Origin of the sequence: Brenneria izbisi (genome assembly GCF_025840185.1) — a bacterium.
Lineage (GTDB): Bacteria > Pseudomonadota > Gammaproteobacteria > Enterobacterales > Enterobacteriaceae > Brenneria > Brenneria izbisi.
Genome location: NZ_JAMPJU010000005.1, coordinates 264,229 through 279,039, shown reverse-complemented (window position 1 = coordinate 279,039; position 14,811 = coordinate 264,229). Strand labels below are relative to the sequence as shown.

Sequence of the window (14,811 nt, the reverse complement as noted above, 5' to 3'; positions counted from 1 at the left end):
AGCGTTATGAAGACTTTTTCGCCGTCAATTGCCCGAACGCCTTGCGTAAATAACATTACCGGACAGATTCACGAACCATTAATTCAGGCGTCAAGACCAAAACATTGGGTTCCGTATCAGGATGTTCCAGACGATAAAGCAAAGTATCTACGGCAAGTTCACCGAGTTCATCTTTCGGTTGAAGAATTGTCGTAAGAGGAGGGGACATATAGCGAGCCAGTTCAATATCATCGTAGCCAATAACAGCGATATCTTCGGGTATCGAAAGTCCAGCCTGATATAATGCGCGATAAACGCCAACCGCCATGGCATCGTTACAGGTAAACACCGCTTCAGGCTTTTCTTCCAACGTTAGTAAGCGCTGCATTGCCCGGTAGCCGGTTTCAAATTCAAAATCACCGAAAATCTCATATTCATCGGGAATGGATAATCCGGCATGTTGCATCGCCTGTCGATATCCTTCTAACCGGTTGTGTGCAGTGGTTTTATCTTGCGGGCCGGCTATACAGGCTATTTTTTGATAACCGCGGGAGATGAGATAGTTGGTTGCCATCTGTCCGCCCAGCAGCGAATTATCTTTTATGACATCAATAACGCCTTCAAATGGCGCCCAATCCATCATGACCATCGGTACATAAGGATAGCGACTCACCATTTCAGGTGATGGCCGGTGACTTTCCGTGCACATCAACAATACGCCATCAACCCGCTTTTGCAGCAAGGTTTCCAGGTTACGACTCATTCTTGCATGATCGCCTTCGGTATTGCACAAGATCAGGCTGTAGCCCCGTTCGTAGCAACAACGCTCGACACCACGTACTACCTCGGCATAAAACGGGTTGTTACTGGCGGTCAGCAACATGCCGATGGTTCGCGTCTGTTTGATCTTCAGACTTCTGGCCAATGCCGAAGGTGCATAATTAAGCGTTTCAATCGCGTTCATCACCTTTTCACGCACAACGTCACTGACAAAACGATTGTTATTGATGACATGAGAAACGGTTGAGGTGGAAACACCCGCCAGACGAGCGACATCCTTCATTGTGGCCAAAAGATCACCCCTGCGCTAACAAGAACGCGTCAATCTCGTCACGCCATGGAACAGAAGGCTGAGCCCCGCGACGCGTTACTGCAATTGCCGCCGCCGCGTGAGCAAACCTGATGGCGGAAGACATTGGCTGATTCTCCAGCAAAGCCGTCACCAGAGCACCGTTGAAGGTATCGCCAGCAGCAATCGTATCAACAGCTTTTACCCGATAACCAGGGATCCGCTGACCTTTTCCTTTCACACTCAACCATACTCCGCGGCTGCCCAGCGTAATAAGAACGGTCCCGATCCCCTTGCCATGTAAAACCTGAGCGGCGCGTGCGGCATCTTCTTCCGTCTGAACGGACACGCCTGTCAGATACTGCGCTTCCGTTTCATTCGGCGTAATCATATCCACCAACGACAATAACTCATCAGGCAATGCGCAAGCGGGGGCAGGATTTAGGATGACCTGAGTTTGGTGGTCATGAGCCAGTTTAGCGGCGGCCATAACCGTTTCCAACGGCGACTCAAGTTGCATCAGTAATGCAGAGGCATCGATAATATGTTGCTGATAGCGGTCAAGATAGTCAGGTGTAACGGCGGCATTCGCTCCGGCATTAATGGCAATCATATTTTCCGCGTCGCCGTTAACGAAAATGAGGGCAACACCCGTTGTTTCATTTTCGATGGCTTCGACCGCCGAGACATCAATCCGGTCATCAGATAACTGTTGGCGTATCCGGGTGCCGATATCATCATCTCCCACACAAGCGATGAAAGCGATATTCGCCCCGCTGCGACCAGCCGCAACCGCCTGATTCGCCCCTTTTCCACCGAAAGCGACGCTATATTGCTTACCGATCACCGTTTCACCAGGGCGGGGAAATTGCTCAAGATTGAGAATATGGTCAGCATTAATACTGCCCAGAACCACCAGCTTACCTGTTTTCATAATGCTCAACCCCGATATGTTAATAATGCGCCATCCCCAAAAGGACGGCGCCTGCCCTGCTTTTTTCTTTGATTATTTTGCAACCAACTTAAGATCAACAGGAATGATAGCCTGCGTTTTTTCGTTTTTTAGAACCTTATCCGCAGTTTCAACGCCGATAACCCCAATCTGATCGGGACGTTGAGCAACCGTCGCCGCCAGTTTGCCCGACTCAACAGCCCTGACGCCATCCTCAGTACCGTCAAACCCGACAACCAGCACATCACTCTTGCCTGCGGTCTGTAACGCGCGCAACGCACCCAGCGCCATTTCGTCATTCTGGGCGAACACGGCCTGCACATCCGGGTGAGCGGTCAACAGATTCTGCATAACGTTCAAACCCTTGGTACGATCAAAATCGGCAGGTTGACTGGCCAGAATCGCAAACTTGTTCTTTTCGGCGGATTTCATAAAGCCAGCGCCGCGCTCACGTGCGGCTGATGTACCGGCAATACCTTCCAGTTGGATAATTTTGGCGCCTTCACCAAGTTTTTTAGCGATGAAATCACCCGCGACTTTGCCTCCGAAAGCATTATCAGAAGCAACATGACTGACCACATCACCACTGCTGGCGACGCGATCCAGGGTAATAACCGGTATCTTCGACTGGTTCGCCAGCTTAATGGCATTACCGACGGCATCGGAATCGGTTGGGTTAATCAGTAGCACTTTCGTGCCACGAACGGTCAGATCCTGAACGTTGGCCAGTTCTTTAGCCGGGTTGTTCTGGGAATCCAGCACGATCAGGTTATAGCCCAGTTTATCCGCTTCTTTTTGCGCGCCATCTTTCATCGAAACAAAGAACGGGTTATTCAGCGTTGATACCACCAGAGCAATCGTATCTTTGGCTAATGCATTGGCGCTGACGGTCGCGCTCAGCGCAACGGCAGAAACCAGGGTAGCCAGTTTTTTCATATTCATAACTCAATTCCTGTGTGAATGAAGGTTATTTACTGCTTTTGTTATCTACCAAAACCGCCAACAAAATAACAACCGCTTTGACGATCATCTGGTAGTAAGAAGAAACACCTAATAGATTCAGTCCATTGTTAAGAAAACCGAGGATCAACGCGCCGATCAACGTCCCGACGATCCGCCCTTTTCCGCCCGCCAGACTCGTGCCGCCCAACACCACCGCTGCGATAGCGTCCAGTTCATAGCCAGTGCCTGCCGTAGGCTGCGCAGAAGACAAGCGAGCTACTTCAATAATCCCTGCCAGGGCCGACAACAATCCACACAGGGAATAAACAATAATCTTGATTTTATCAACGCTGATACCGGAAAGGCGGGTGGCTGATTCGTTGCCGCCCAGCGCATAAATATAACGTCCCAAACGGGTGTGATGCAGCATGTACCAGGCCGCGGCAAAGACGATTGCCATGATCCAGATAGGCGTTGGCACCCCCAAAGGACGACCGATGCCAAACCAGCCAAACGCATCAGCTGCATCGGAAAAACCGGTATTAACCGGGCTGCCGTTGGTATAGACCATTGTGACGCCACGCAGCAGCAGCATCATGACCAGCGTGGCGATAAATGCCTGAACTTTGCCTTTGGAGACAATGATCCCTGTACCGGCGCCGATCAATGCCCCCAATGCCAATGCGCCGAATACCGCCACCAGCGCATTGACCTCAAGACCGACAATAGAGGCGGCGACCGCGCCCGTCAGCGCCAGCAGAGAACCCACTGACAGATCGATACCCGATGTGAGGATAACCAACGTCATCCCCACCGCCATGATTGCATTGACGGAGGTTTGCTGAAGAATGTTGAACAGATTGTTCAGGGTAAAAAAGTTAGGGCTCAATGCGGAAACAATCGCAATAAGAATCAGCAAGGCAATCAGCGATTTCTGCTCCAACAGCCACTCTTTACTGAACCAGCGTTTTGCCGCGATAGATTGGGAACTCATGTCTGATTTACTCCTGCTTTACGCCGTATTGCTTACCAACGGCCGCAGCCATCAGTGCTTCCTGGGTCGCCTGCTCAATCGGGAAATCACCACTCAAGCGGCCTTCGTGCATCACAATGATGCGATCACTCATTCCCAACACTTCGGGCATTTCAGATGAAACCAATATAATGCTCAGCCCTTCTTGTTTGAACTGATTGATTAGTTGGTAAATTTCTTTCTTTGCGCCAACATCGACGCCGCGAGTCGGTTCATCCAGAATCAGGACATTGGGACGCGTCATCAAACCGCGGGCTATCGCCACTTTTTGCTGATTACCGCCAGACAATAAGCCGATAGGCTGATCCATCGACGGCGTTTTGACATTGAACAGACGAATGAAATCACCCACCGCCAGTTGCTCTTGCGCATGCTTAAGCCGACCGCCGTCATGACTGAAATAGCGTAAAGCCGTCAGAGACATGTTCTCTTTCACGGACATACCCAGCACCAGTCCATCACGTTTACGATCTTCGGAAATGTAGACGATGCCATTGGCCAGACCATCCTGGGGTTGACGGGTTACCACTTCACGGCCATCCAATGCGACATAACCGCTAGTACGAGGCAACGCGCCGTAAAGGATTTTCATCAATTCTGTACGGCCCGCCCCCATCAGCCCCGCGACACCCAGAATTTCCCCGCTGCGCACGGTAAAACTGACATTATCAACCCCAGGGCCGGAAAGGTTTTCAACCTTAAGGCGCACATCACCCGGCGCCTTATTCAGCCGTGGATACTGCTCTTCCAGCTTTCGCCCCACCATCATTTCAATCAGTGTATCTTCCTTCAGTTCACCGACCGGACGTTCGCCGATGAATTGACCATCGCGGAATACCGTAACGTCATCGCATATTTCAAAAATTTCTTTCAGACGATGGGAGATGTAAACAATGCCGCGTCCTTGAGACTGGAGCTCTTTGATAACGCTGAATAGCGAGGCGGTTTCGGTATCGGTCAGCGCATCGGTGGGTTCATCCATCACGATGACTTTCGATTCAAAACTCAATACCTTGGCGATTTCCACCATTTGCTGATCGCCAATCGAAAGTTCACCTACCAGACGGCGGCTGTCATAACGCAGATTCAGACGTTTAAGCAATTTGTCCGCTTGCGCATACATTTTCTTCCAGTCAATGCGGCCAAAATGATGGGTGAATTCACGCCCCAGGAAAATATTTTCGGCGATCGTCAATTGAGGTATCAGATTCAATTCCTGGTGGATAATGCCTATTCCCGCTTCCTGAGAGGCTTTGGGACCGCTGAAATTCACTTCTTCACCAAGGAAATGCATCCTGCCGGCATCTTTACTGTAGATCCCGGTCAGTATCTTCATCATGGTGGATTTGCCCGCGCCATTTTCGCCCACCAGCGCCATCACTTTTCCCGGATAAACATTTAGCGCGGCATTAGATAGCGCCTTAACGCCGGGGAAGGATTTCGTTATTCCTTGCAGTTGCAATAAAGGTTGCATTGATGCCTCAGAATGTTACGCCAGCACAAAGGATGACATTGGCATACGGGGAACACTCCCCGCTGCGAATAATGGCTCTGCTTTTCCCGCTTTGCTTTTTAAAATCTTCATGGCAGACATAATGCAATGAAATTGAGTTTCCCTGGTATTGCTCAAGTTGTTTCAACTGTTTAAGTAATGCGTCATGGAGCGTTGGATTTTTTATGATTATTTCTTCCGCCAGAATAGCGGCTTCAACTTGCATTTCACTGGTCACAGCGTCAACAACCTGTAAAAAAGTGGGTACATTATGCGTTAACGCCAGATCGATTCGGGTGGTGGTTTCAGGGATAGGCAGGCCAGCATCACCAATAACCAGTTGATCTGTATGCCCCAACCGGGCAATAACGGAAGAAACATCCGAATTCAGTAATACCGCTTTTTTCATCTCTTAACCTCACCAGCGAAACGTTTCGCTGATAAGTATTGTAGAAAAACAAAACCGGAAGGCAACGAAGACATTGCGAAAATGTGATCGCTATCGAAACGTTTCGCTAACGCAAAAAAGAGAGAGGGGAATCAGTAAATAGCGACAGATATGATCATTCAGACAACAATCGGCCCCAGATGACTAAAAACAAAATAACCAATACAAAGTCTGCGAGATAATTGTGGGACTGATCGGGGTGAACGGAGAAGAGACAAGATGGTAATTGTCATTCTCTTACAGTATGTGAAAAAACAGGCCGGACAAAAATGGAGGTATTCATTGTTCAGCCTGTTTGATTTTACGCCTCTGGCGCTTCAGGTTCACCACCAAACAGCTTACCCTGCATCCTACCCAGTTCCTCCTTTCTGACACGCTTGACGACGCTGTAAATCCATTGCAGCGAGACGCCGAATTTACGCGCCAGTTCGTGATGGTTTCTGCCGTTAAACTCGCGGAATATTTCCAGATCGCGCTGGTTGACTTTCCAGGCCATCCCCATTGGGAAGTAAACATTCTGACCGCCCCAGATCTGCATCATACGGTTGGCTACCGCTTCGCCAATCTGATCGGCGATGGCGGTGTCGATCTCGACCACTTGTTTGATGGTGCTGGCTGTGTGCTGCGCGAGTTCAACCAGCAGTTCAGGGCCTTTGCTGCGGAAGCTTTTGGTATCATTGCTCATGCTGTTTTCCTCGCCCGCGTTGCCGCTGTTTTCGCTGCTCAATGCTGTCTATATTCGGGATAGCTTTCATCATTAAACTCCCTTAACCACATCCGCATTCACCGCCGGCACGCCGATATCCGCGGCCAGATTCATGGCGGCGATCGCCAGATTGGAGATGGCCAGCGGGTACAGCAGGCTGACGATATTCTTACGTCCGCCTGCCTGATTGCTCAGGCGGGCGCGGATGGCGTCGATAGCGCTGGCGTCCATCACGTCAGCCAGCTTTTTTCCGGCGCGTTCCAGCTTAAAGCTCAGGAATGCCTCCAGATTGCTATCAAGCGGCAATAATTCCACCACTTCGCAACGCTGGACAACTTCACGCACCGCCATATTGCGTTCGCTCAGTTTGACGGCTAACTCTGGCTGGCCAATTAGCACGATGGAAAGCAGTTTCTTGAACCCGCTTTCCAACTCAAAAAAACGCTTGAGATGCTTGAGCGTGGGGATCGGCAGGCTGTGAGCTTCTTCAATAACAAGAACATGGTGATACCCGGCGTTGCTGCTGTCTTTCAGCACCCGGTGCAACTGGCGGTAACGCGCCTCCTGCGAACGTTTGACGCCTTCCAGCGGAGCGATGGTATTGATGATCGCCTCGGCGATGGATGCCGCTTTCAGGGTTTTGCCTTTAACATCGTTATCCTCCATCGCAATGATGTAGGGTTCGATAACGATAACCGGCGCGTTTTCGCGGTTGATGCGGTCAATCAGGTCGCGGCGCAGCGTGGATTTACCCGCGCCGGACTCGCCGATGATCGCCATAAACCCGCCGTGCTTCGCCGTCTGGTACAGCGCTTCGCGCACATAGCGGATATCCGGCGTGGTGAACACGTCTTCGCTGCCTTGCAGCGCATCGTCGGCGAACGGGTCGCGGAACAGTCCGAACACCTTTTTGGTGGCTGGAAATAACACCTGTTTTTTAAGTAACATATTCTCCTCCGTATTGAGGTCTGTGGTTTCCGCTGTACGGGATGCGCTGTCCTGTACATCATCAAAACTATTTTGTGTTTCAATGCCATGCGCCGACAAAAAGGCGGTCAGGCGCTGGCGAACGTCCCCGGCGTTGGTGCGCGGCCACTGGTTGTGGTTGACAATCTGCGCCAGCGTCGCTTCCGACACGGCGATATGTCTGGCGACCGCCGCCTGCGATAGCCGTGCCTGCTTCAACTGTTGTTTCAGTACCAGCATGTTCCCCCCCTTAATTACCGTTGACGATGTTGATAACGTTGCCGGAAACCGGCGTCAGCAGCGCGTCGGCGGCCTTGTCCAATTGCTCAGCCTGAATGCCGTCCGGGTACAGCGCGCTTAACTGGCGGTAATGGGCCGCCGTCCACGTCTGGCTACGCGCCGCAAACTGTTCGCGTAACGCTTTGGCGGCTTCGACGTGGGTTAGCGGGCGCTGTTCGACCTGTGGGCCGCGCACCGCCGACGCCGTGCCGCGACGCGGCATAAAGGCTGGTAACGTGGCGTCATCAATATGTTTGTATGGATCAAGCTTGCCGCCGAACGGCAGCGCTTTCGCTTTACGGGCGGCGGCGGCGTCCGTCGCGTTATCTGCGCCGGTCACCCATTGCTCAATCTGTTTCGCGGCTGTCTGAGCGGGCGTGTCGGGCTGTGCTTTGTAGCGTTCGCCAATCACCGCGGCGGAATCGGCAAAGCCCAGTTCGTTTTTGACGACTTCATCAACCAGAAAGAACATGTCATGCCCGTCCTCGCCGGTCAGCACCACCTGCGCGGCGTCGACGCGCCACGGATTGCGGGTGATCGACAGTTTTTCTCCGACCATGACGCCAGGTACGGTGGAAACATCGTATTCAATGCCCCGAAACGATACGCGCAGCTTCGGCGTGACCTTGCGTTCTTCCGGCATGGCTACCGCCAGTTCGCGGCACACTTCCACTGACGGCGCTTTTATTAACTGCTCGGCGGTGATTTTCAGCCAGACGTCGGTACGGGGCTTAGCGTGACGGCTGTGGATGGCGGTGGCGTTAAAGTGGGCGCGCCACTTCTGCGCCAGCGCGTTCAGTTCTTGCAGGCTGTGAACCGGCTGGAACTTCAGGCCCGGCTCCAGCTTGCGTTCGATAATGTCGCGCGCCTTTTCCACGCTGCCGGTCGCGCGGGCGGCATGAGCTTTATGCGCCATCAGTTCGATGCCCAGCGCGCGGCATAGATTTTTGGTCATGCCGGCGGTGTTGGCGGAACCGGGATCGAGATACAGCAGCTTCGGCACGCCGTGCAGCACGTCCGCTTCGCCGCGCTCCTGCATGGCGTTAATCAATACCGAGCACAGGTTTTCGCCCGATTCCGCGCCCATCACATACTCGACATAGATCCAGCCGGAGGCGTGATCGGTGATCTCATAGCTCCATACCCGGTCGCTGGCGATGCGCGCCAGATTAGCCGGTTTATTCTTATAGAAACGGGCGCTGTCCATCATCTGTAAGCCCTTGCGACCGTTGCTCAGGTAATAAAGGGTGCAGAGCGAGGCGTCGATTTGCCATACATGATTCGGGTGCAGGCTGGCCAGTTCGGTCACTGGCGCGGGCTGGCTTAACTGGTCAGGATGCAGGCCGTAATTGCGCAATGCGCGGCTGATGGCGGTTTCAGAAAGCGGCAGAAACTCGCCGGTTTCCTCAACCATACGGCCCGCGGCGATCATGTCATTGGCGCGCAGGGTTTCTACCGCATCGGCGATGGAATACAGCCGCTTGCCGTTTTTACGCGTCGCTTCCATCAGCGTGGCGGAAATTATCGCCGCCTCATCACGCGTTAAGGCGCTTTGTCCGGCATCGGCGCGTTTTTTACGTTTGTCCGTCACCGTAACCGCCTTTATCTTGCGCAGCAGCGTGGCGCGGGATAATCCCAGTTCCGTACAGGCGGCGTCATAGATAGCGCCGCGTTTACCATGCCCGGCCTGTCGTGCGGCGCGGGCGATTGTCACTAATCTTTCCGTCAGGGCGGCGCTCATGGCAGTCCCTTACGCGTCAGTGCTGGTGATTTGGGGTTCGGGCGCATCCAGCCATGCCGGACGTTCGCTGCCGGTCGGCGCGGCCTCAAGGTCAAAAACTTCACGTACACGGTGTAACGCCCGCTCAATCTGGCACACTAAACCGGCCATAAAGTCGTAAGGCGGCTCTACGTCGTTTTCGGAAGTAAACGTGGTAAGCGTTGAAAAGGCGGTGTGTAGTCTGGCGGTGATCGCCGCTTCCGCTTCAAACGCGATAGCGCTGACCTCCTTACGCAGCTTTTCCGCTTCCTGATCGGGCGCGGGCGGCTGGATACGGGATTTTTTCTCCAGTTTGGTGGAGAGGTCGTCGATCTTCTGGTTTTTATCGGTCAATACCCGCTGCTGGGCGGCGTTGGTTTCGCGGGCTTCGCGCAAGGCGGCTTTCAGTTCGCGGCTGGTCATGCGATCGATATCGTCGAGCGTCATGCCTGCAATCGTTCCGCCATCAGCCAATTCAGCCAACTCTTCATCGTCTTCTGTCATTAATTCAAAGAGTTTTGTTTTTCCTAAAACGGCAAGCGCCTGCCGCTTTGATTCCAATGGCGGGGATGTATATTTAATTGCAGCTTGCATGACCAACCGCGCGGTTCTCTCAGCCAGTCCCAACTGTTCTGTAACGATTTGCGTGAAATCCCCATGAGGCTCACACTCTTTGAGAATAACCAGCCGTTTACCCGCCTCCAGCATGGCTTCCGCGCTTTGCGCCATATAGAAGCGGGTTTCATGCACGAGGCGATCGCGCTCATACGGCAGACCGTCGCCGAACTTATCCATCACCTGCATCCGGTGTTCAGCCAGCGCATTGAGCTTGACGTTCAAATCGCCCGCCAACGGCGCATCTTCCATTAATTCAATAGATTGTGATTTTGTACGTGCCATTTTTCATCCTTAGCGACTACCAGCCAGCAGACGTTGATTCATCTCGTTAATACGATCTTGCGCGCGGGCGATCTCGTTGGCGTGCGCCTGAGCGATTTGCAGGGTTTGCATACTCAGCGCAAAGCGTCCGTTATCCAGTTTCTGCGCCAGCCCTTCTTCAATCAGGGTATTCAGCGCCCGGTTGACATTGGCGGGCGAGTCATCCAGCGCCGCCGCCAGTTCACCGTTGGAAACGCCGTTGAGGGTATGGCCGCGCAACGCTTTAAGAACGCGCAGAATGCGAGCGCCTGCGCTGGAGACATTTGCCTTGCTCATGTCACATTCCCCTTTTTGCGATATGTGATAATCTGTTACACGGATTAATAATGATCAGGCTGCGCGGGCGTCAGGTTTCAGGCCGAGTTTGACGGCAATTTCATGTGCCTGTCCGTATTTAGCCTTGGTGATGCCGTTCAGTACGCGATAGACCGCTTCACGGGAATAGCCGTTTTCCTGCGCCCATTGGGTGACGGTCACACCACGCTGCTGGAAGCGGCTTTTAACTTGTTCGGGCGTCATGTTATAGCCTCCGGTTATACAATGATGTTAATAGAATACGTGATAGATTATGTGAACTTTAGTTCTCATTGTCAATGGGGTTTTTGTGAACATTGATTCTCTTTTTGCATCTCGTCTCAAATCAGAACGCTCCCGTTTATCGCTAAAACAAGGCGATGCGGCGGATATATGCGGGGTTTCTCGCGAAATGTGGAGTAAGTACGAGCGCGGGATAGCTGTCCCTGGCGGCGAAGTATTAATGTTGTTTGCGATGGCGGGTGCGAATGTTCAGTTTGTTTTGACAGGGGAATCATCAGAAAACGTTGCTTTATCCAGAGACGAGCAAGAGATTGTCGAGCATTACAGAACGGCGCCGTTAGCCGTTAAATCAGCGGTGTTGGCGGCGCTTACCGCGGGTACGACCGCCCAACAATCCGCCGGAACGTCTCAGGTGTTTCACGGCAAAGTCAGCGGTCAAATTGCCGGTAATAAGATCGTTAATCACAGTGTAATAAGTAATAAAAAAAATAAATAGAATAAGCAACACATTGCAATAACAAGGAGGCTTTATGCGCCAGGAGTTTAATGGAACTGCTCAGGGGCAGTTTTCATCAAGAGATATTATCAATATACATCTCCCTATGAATATCGCCGATGATGAGCCGCTGCTTTTGGCTCAGCGTCAGCGGTTGCATCAATTATTGGATGATATTATTGCCGTTAGCGGTGAATCTAAAAAAAACCTATGGCGGGCGGTTCATGCCCATATTGATGTTCACAATATTCATGGCATCACAACCAGGAAGTATCACAAAGCCGAGGCCTATCTGTTACAACGTTTGGTAGAAGCTAAACTGGCGAGAGAATGTCGGCGTCTGGTGGCGGAAATTCTGCGGTTGACGGCTGATAAGGTCAGAGAGCGCAATAGGTTTTGCCTGAGAAAGTTTGGTACTAAAACCCTGAATGACTTGTCCCGCGAACAGCTTCAGGTAGCGTTTGATCATTTCGATAGAGATGAATTACCGCTCTGCCACCCAGAGTCCGCACCATCTAAACCGCTGGATTGCCAGGAACTGATAAAAACGTATCCTAAAATATTTATTGGCGTTTTTCTGCTGGGATTTTTATCGTCTTTTTTATTTAAATAAGGATATATCATGTAAACATCATTTACCCTTATTAAGACTTTAGCTATTTGGATGTTGGTCGCCAAATATCTATTGCGTACATTCAGCAAAAAAGGTCATCAACCTTGGCTAATCAAAACTAGCGGTATTGGTGTTGGGTCATCGCTGCATTGGCTTGTTTGACGCCGTTGCGGAAATCTGGACAAATCCACCAGATCGCGCTTCCCCCAGCATACTGCCGCTACATAGTCGTTTGCACTCTTCACGCTGTTTAAAATCCCCGTCCGGCGCTATCCGCCATGCTGTCCCCACTTAGACAGGAGACAGCAATATGAACATCAAAACATTTCGCATTACCAGCCTGAAACGGCTGCTGGGCTGGCAGCTTACCGCGCTTTTGCTGCTGGCGGTTATCGCGCTGGTATCGCCGCAACAGCTTCCCGTGGTTATCTACAAAATCGCCTTGATTACGCTGGCCGCAGTGCTGGGATATTGGCTGGATCGTTCGTTGTTTCCGAAAGCGACGCTGGGCCAATATCTGATACATGAACCGGCATTGATGGCGCAGGGTGAATATCCGGTCAAGCCCGGTTACCACCGGGTTTTCGCCGCGGCCCTGATCCGTCGCGCCATTATCGTGGCGGCGGTCTGTCTGGCTGTGGCGATGGGGCTGTGATCATGGGCTGGCCGCAAACCATCATCATTCTGTCCGCCCTGGGGTTGGGGGTAAATCCGGCTCAGGCCGCGCAACCGCCCGCCGCCGCGCAGCAATACCGCAACGATCTCATCCGCAACGCCCGTCTGGATTGGGGGCTGAATGCGCCGGTGGCGGATTTCGCCGCCCAACTTCATCAGGAGTCCGGCTGGAACCCGCGGGCGGTGTCGCCTGTCGGCGCGCAGGGGCTGGCGCAGTTTATGCCCGCCACGGCGCAGTGGATTAGCCAACTTATGCCGGAACTGAAAGCCAATCAGCCCTTTAATCCAAGGTGGGCTATCCGGGCGCTGACCCGCTATGACCGCTGGATCTGGCAGCGCGTCAACGCGGCTGACGACTGCCAGCGCATGGCGATGACGCTCTCCGGTTACAACGGCGGGCTGGGCTGGGTTCAGCGTGATCAGAAGCTGGCGGCGCGGCGCGGGTTGGACAGTCAGCGCTGGTTTGGTCATGTCGCCGCCGTCAACGCCGGACGCAGCAAAGCCAACTGGCGCGAGAACCGCCATTATCCGCCGCGCATCCTGCTGGCGTTAGCGCCGCGTTATCTGACCTGGGGAGGCCGTAGCTGTGCTGAACCTGCTTAAAAACCTGCCGTGGAAACCGCTGTTGTGGATTGCCGCCGTGCTGTTGGCGTTGTGGTTGATCCATCAGCACGGCTATCGGCGCGGATTTTCCACGGCGGCATCTGACGGCAACGCCGCGCTGCAACAGCAGCAAGCCGAAAGCAAGGCGGCGCTGGCTTCGCTTCAGGCGGATTTCGCGCAGCAACGTCATCGGCGCGCGGAGCAGGAAAAGGCGACATTGCTGGCCTGGCAGCGCCGTTATCAGCAGCAGGCAAATGCCGCGAACAACGCGGAGCAGCGTTACCTCGGCCAAACGGCTTCGCTGCGCCGACAGAATGAAAACCTGAAACGGAGAATTGATGATGTCACCCAACGCTGGATTGACCAACAAGGCAACGCTCACCCTGTGCAGTGCGTGTTTACTACTGGTTTCGTGCAGCAATACAACGCCGCCTACGGATTATCCGCCGATGGTGAAACAAGCGCCGCCGTTGCCGGCAGTGCTGGCGGTACGTCCGCCGCCGCTGAAGCCGTTAACGCCCGGCTACGCGACGCCGGCGTCACCCAGCGCGATATTCTCGCCCACAGCGCCGACGCCGGCGAGCGCAGCCAACAATTAGCCGCACAGGTGAATGGCCTGCTGGATTACATCGAAGGATTACAACAATGAAAGTGGAAGTGGAGTTCTGGCAACTGGTGGGGTTGCTGCTGGGGTTTCTCGGCTTTGTTTTTACCGTAGCGAAGATGTTTTTTGCCCAGATGGAAAAACGCCAGGTTGAACAATTTCAGGCGTTGGATAACAGTTTTAAAGCGTCCATCGGCAACCTGAACAATCTGGAGCGCGAGTTTATGGCATTCAAGGCCGACTTGCCGCTCAACTACGTGCGTCGGGAGGACTATGTGCGCGGCCAGACGGTGATCGAAGCCAAGCTGGACGCCCTGTATAACAAACTGGAATTGGTGCATCGTCCCGTTGTCGGCAACCGTTGAAGGCGACATGGCCGTGTCGCCGAGTCTAATCCTGATCCCATCCTGAAAACGCCGCGCCGGGATTTCAACATTTACCGCCAATAACGCACCAACCCGCAGGTCGGCGGCTATGCCGCCATTCCCTTATCCCGCCATTCCTTTATCGCGCCAATAATAGCCGCGATAATTTCCCCGCCCCACGGGAAGCAGAGCGACCGCTTCACCATGACGATAGCGACGAAACGCCACAGCAACCTGTCGGGCGCGTTGGCGCCGCCGTTAAGCCCAATGTGCCGCCAACCTCGAAAAGCGGCCAGATTTCCTTTATAAAGGCTTTACAGCTACGCTCTGTCGCCCGCCTGACGCCTTTCCCCG

General features: G+C 53.2%; 18 protein-coding genes. 6 read left to right on the top strand and 12 right to left on the bottom strand.

The window, feature by feature from the left end; genetic code table 11:
* Nucleotides 1-55 precede the first annotated feature (55 nt).
* The 12 genes from rbsR to NC856_RS09450 all read right to left on the bottom strand — a co-directional run bounded on the left by rbsR (nucleotide 56) and on the right by NC856_RS09450 (nucleotide 11,083).
* Complete coding sequence (gene rbsR / locus NC856_RS09505) at nucleotides 56-1,051, bottom strand: ribose operon transcriptional repressor RbsR (RefSeq protein WP_264090188.1); 996 nt, start codon at nucleotides 1,049-1,051, stop codon at nucleotides 56-58.
* Between the two features lie 4 nt (nucleotides 1,052-1,055).
* Nucleotides 1,056-1,982: a ribokinase gene (gene rbsK / locus NC856_RS09500; RefSeq protein ID WP_264090187.1), complete on the bottom strand. Its 927-nt coding sequence runs from the start codon at nucleotides 1,980-1,982 to the stop codon at nucleotides 1,056-1,058.
* Nucleotides 1,983-2,054: 72 nt separating this feature from the next.
* Nucleotides 2,055-2,942 (bottom strand): ribose ABC transporter substrate-binding protein RbsB, encoded by an 888-nt coding sequence (gene rbsB, locus NC856_RS09495; RefSeq protein ID WP_264090186.1) that lies wholly within the window; start codon nucleotides 2,940-2,942, stop codon nucleotides 2,055-2,057.
* A gap of 25 nt (nucleotides 2,943-2,967) precedes the next feature.
* Entirely contained in the window at nucleotides 2,968-3,936 is a 969-nt protein-coding gene (rbsC, locus tag NC856_RS09490) for a ribose ABC transporter permease (protein WP_264090185.1), read from the bottom strand.
* Between the two features lie 7 nt (nucleotides 3,937-3,943).
* Entirely contained in the window at nucleotides 3,944-5,449 is a 1,506-nt protein-coding gene (gene rbsA, locus NC856_RS09485; RefSeq protein WP_264090184.1) for a ribose ABC transporter ATP-binding protein RbsA, read from the bottom strand.
* Nucleotides 5,450-5,456: 7 nt separating this feature from the next.
* Nucleotides 5,457-5,876 carry a D-ribose pyranase gene (gene rbsD / locus NC856_RS09480; RefSeq protein WP_264090183.1) on the bottom strand — a complete coding sequence of 140 codons (420 nt, stop codon included), beginning with the start codon at nucleotides 5,874-5,876 and terminating at the stop codon, nucleotides 5,457-5,459.
* Nucleotides 5,877-6,216: 340 nt separating this feature from the next.
* Nucleotides 6,217-6,600, bottom strand: a complete 384-nt coding sequence (locus tag NC856_RS09475; RefSeq protein WP_264090182.1) for a Mor transcription activator family protein — start codon at nucleotides 6,598-6,600, stop codon at nucleotides 6,217-6,219.
* A 72-nt stretch (nucleotides 6,601-6,672) separates the two neighbouring features.
* The gene (locus NC856_RS09470) at nucleotides 6,673-7,827 is read right to left on the bottom strand and encodes an ExeA family protein (RefSeq protein WP_264090181.1); all 1,155 of its coding nucleotides are present in this window, start codon (nucleotides 7,825-7,827) and stop codon (nucleotides 6,673-6,675) included.
* Nucleotides 7,828-7,837: 10 nt separating this feature from the next.
* A complete protein-coding gene (locus NC856_RS09465; protein ID WP_264090180.1) occupies nucleotides 7,838-9,607 on the bottom strand; it encodes a DDE-type integrase/transposase/recombinase in 1,770 nt (589 codons plus the stop codon).
* Between the two features lie 9 nt (nucleotides 9,608-9,616).
* Nucleotides 9,617-10,525: a DUF3102 domain-containing protein gene (locus NC856_RS09460; RefSeq protein ID WP_264090179.1), complete on the bottom strand. Its 909-nt coding sequence runs from the start codon at nucleotides 10,523-10,525 to the stop codon at nucleotides 9,617-9,619.
* 9 nt (nucleotides 10,526-10,534) lie between these two features.
* On the bottom strand, nucleotides 10,535-10,840 hold the full coding sequence (locus tag NC856_RS09455; RefSeq protein ID WP_264090178.1) for a helix-turn-helix domain-containing protein: 306 nt from the start codon (nucleotides 10,838-10,840) through the stop codon (nucleotides 10,535-10,537).
* A 54-nt stretch (nucleotides 10,841-10,894) separates the two neighbouring features.
* On the bottom strand, nucleotides 10,895-11,083 hold the full coding sequence (locus NC856_RS09450; RefSeq protein ID WP_264090177.1) for a DNA-binding protein: 189 nt from the start codon (nucleotides 11,081-11,083) through the stop codon (nucleotides 10,895-10,897).
* Nucleotides 11,084-11,168: 85 nt separating this feature from the next.
* Between NC856_RS09450 and NC856_RS09445 the strand changes: the two genes are divergently transcribed.
* The 6 genes from NC856_RS09445 to NC856_RS09420 all read left to right on the top strand — a co-directional run bounded on the left by NC856_RS09445 (nucleotide 11,169) and on the right by NC856_RS09420 (nucleotide 14,457).
* Entirely contained in the window at nucleotides 11,169-11,597 is a 429-nt protein-coding gene (locus NC856_RS09445; protein WP_264090176.1) for a helix-turn-helix domain-containing protein, read from the top strand.
* A 34-nt stretch (nucleotides 11,598-11,631) separates the two neighbouring features.
* Complete coding sequence (locus NC856_RS09440; protein WP_264090175.1) at nucleotides 11,632-12,210, top strand: hypothetical protein; 579 nt, start codon at nucleotides 11,632-11,634, stop codon at nucleotides 12,208-12,210.
* A gap of 310 nt (nucleotides 12,211-12,520) precedes the next feature.
* Nucleotides 12,521-12,865 carry a putative holin gene (locus NC856_RS09435; protein ID WP_264090174.1) on the top strand — a complete coding sequence of 115 codons (345 nt, stop codon included), beginning with the start codon at nucleotides 12,521-12,523 and terminating at the stop codon, nucleotides 12,863-12,865.
* Between the two features lie 2 nt (nucleotides 12,866-12,867).
* Nucleotides 12,868-13,488 carry a transglycosylase SLT domain-containing protein gene (locus NC856_RS09430; RefSeq protein ID WP_264090173.1) on the top strand — a complete coding sequence of 207 codons (621 nt, stop codon included), beginning with the start codon at nucleotides 12,868-12,870 and terminating at the stop codon, nucleotides 13,486-13,488.
* Nucleotides 13,472-14,137: a hypothetical protein gene (locus NC856_RS09425; protein ID WP_264090172.1), complete on the top strand. Its 666-nt coding sequence runs from the start codon at nucleotides 13,472-13,474 to the stop codon at nucleotides 14,135-14,137. The genes NC856_RS09430 and NC856_RS09425 overlap by 17 nt, the downstream gene beginning before the upstream one ends.
* Nucleotides 14,134-14,457, top strand: coding sequence for a hypothetical protein (locus tag NC856_RS09420; RefSeq protein ID WP_264090171.1), 324 nt, complete (start codon nucleotides 14,134-14,136; stop codon nucleotides 14,455-14,457). Before NC856_RS09425 ends, NC856_RS09420 begins: the two co-directional genes overlap by 4 nt.
* Nucleotides 14,458-14,811 lie beyond the last annotated feature (354 nt).

Bases quoted from the DNA above. Each gene is read 5' to 3' on its own strand.
- rbsB (WP_264090186.1), bottom strand. From the start codon at position 2,942: ATGAATATGAAAAAACTGGCTACCCTGGTTTCTGCCGTTGCGCTGAGC.
- NC856_RS09435 (WP_264090174.1), top strand. From the start codon at position 12,521: ATGAACATCAAAACATTTCGCATTACCAGCCTGAAACGGCTGCTGGGC.
- NC856_RS09420 (WP_264090171.1), top strand. From the start codon at position 14,134: ATGAAAGTGGAAGTGGAGTTCTGGCAACTGGTGGGGTTGCTGCTGGGG.
- rbsK (WP_264090187.1), bottom strand. From the start codon at position 1,982: ATGAAAACAGGTAAGCTGGTGGTTCTGGGCAGTATTAATGCTGACCAT.
- NC856_RS09465 (WP_264090180.1), bottom strand. From the start codon at position 9,607: ATGAGCGCCGCCCTGACGGAAAGATTAGTGACAATCGCCCGCGCCGCA.
- NC856_RS09475 (WP_264090182.1), bottom strand. From the start codon at position 6,600: ATGAGCAATGATACCAAAAGCTTCCGCAGCAAAGGCCCTGAACTGCTG.
- rbsA (WP_264090184.1), bottom strand. From the start codon at position 5,449: ATGCAACCTTTATTGCAACTGCAAGGAATAACGAAATCCTTCCCCGGC.
- rbsC (WP_264090185.1), bottom strand. From the start codon at position 3,936: ATGAGTTCCCAATCTATCGCGGCAAAACGCTGGTTCAGTAAAGAGTGG.
- NC856_RS09460 (WP_264090179.1), bottom strand. From the start codon at position 10,525: ATGGCACGTACAAAATCACAATCTATTGAATTAATGGAAGATGCGCCG.
- rbsD (WP_264090183.1), bottom strand. From the start codon at position 5,876: ATGAAAAAAGCGGTATTACTGAATTCGGATGTTTCTTCCGTTATTGCC.
- NC856_RS09470 (WP_264090181.1), bottom strand. From the start codon at position 7,827: ATGCTGGTACTGAAACAACAGTTGAAGCAGGCACGGCTATCGCAGGCG.
- NC856_RS09440 (WP_264090175.1), top strand. From the start codon at position 11,632: ATGCGCCAGGAGTTTAATGGAACTGCTCAGGGGCAGTTTTCATCAAGA.
- NC856_RS09455 (WP_264090178.1), bottom strand. From the start codon at position 10,840: ATGAGCAAGGCAAATGTCTCCAGCGCAGGCGCTCGCATTCTGCGCGTT.
- NC856_RS09430 (WP_264090173.1), top strand. From the start codon at position 12,868: ATGGGCTGGCCGCAAACCATCATCATTCTGTCCGCCCTGGGGTTGGGG.
- NC856_RS09450 (WP_264090177.1), bottom strand. From the start codon at position 11,083: ATGACGCCCGAACAAGTTAAAAGCCGCTTCCAGCAGCGTGGTGTGACC.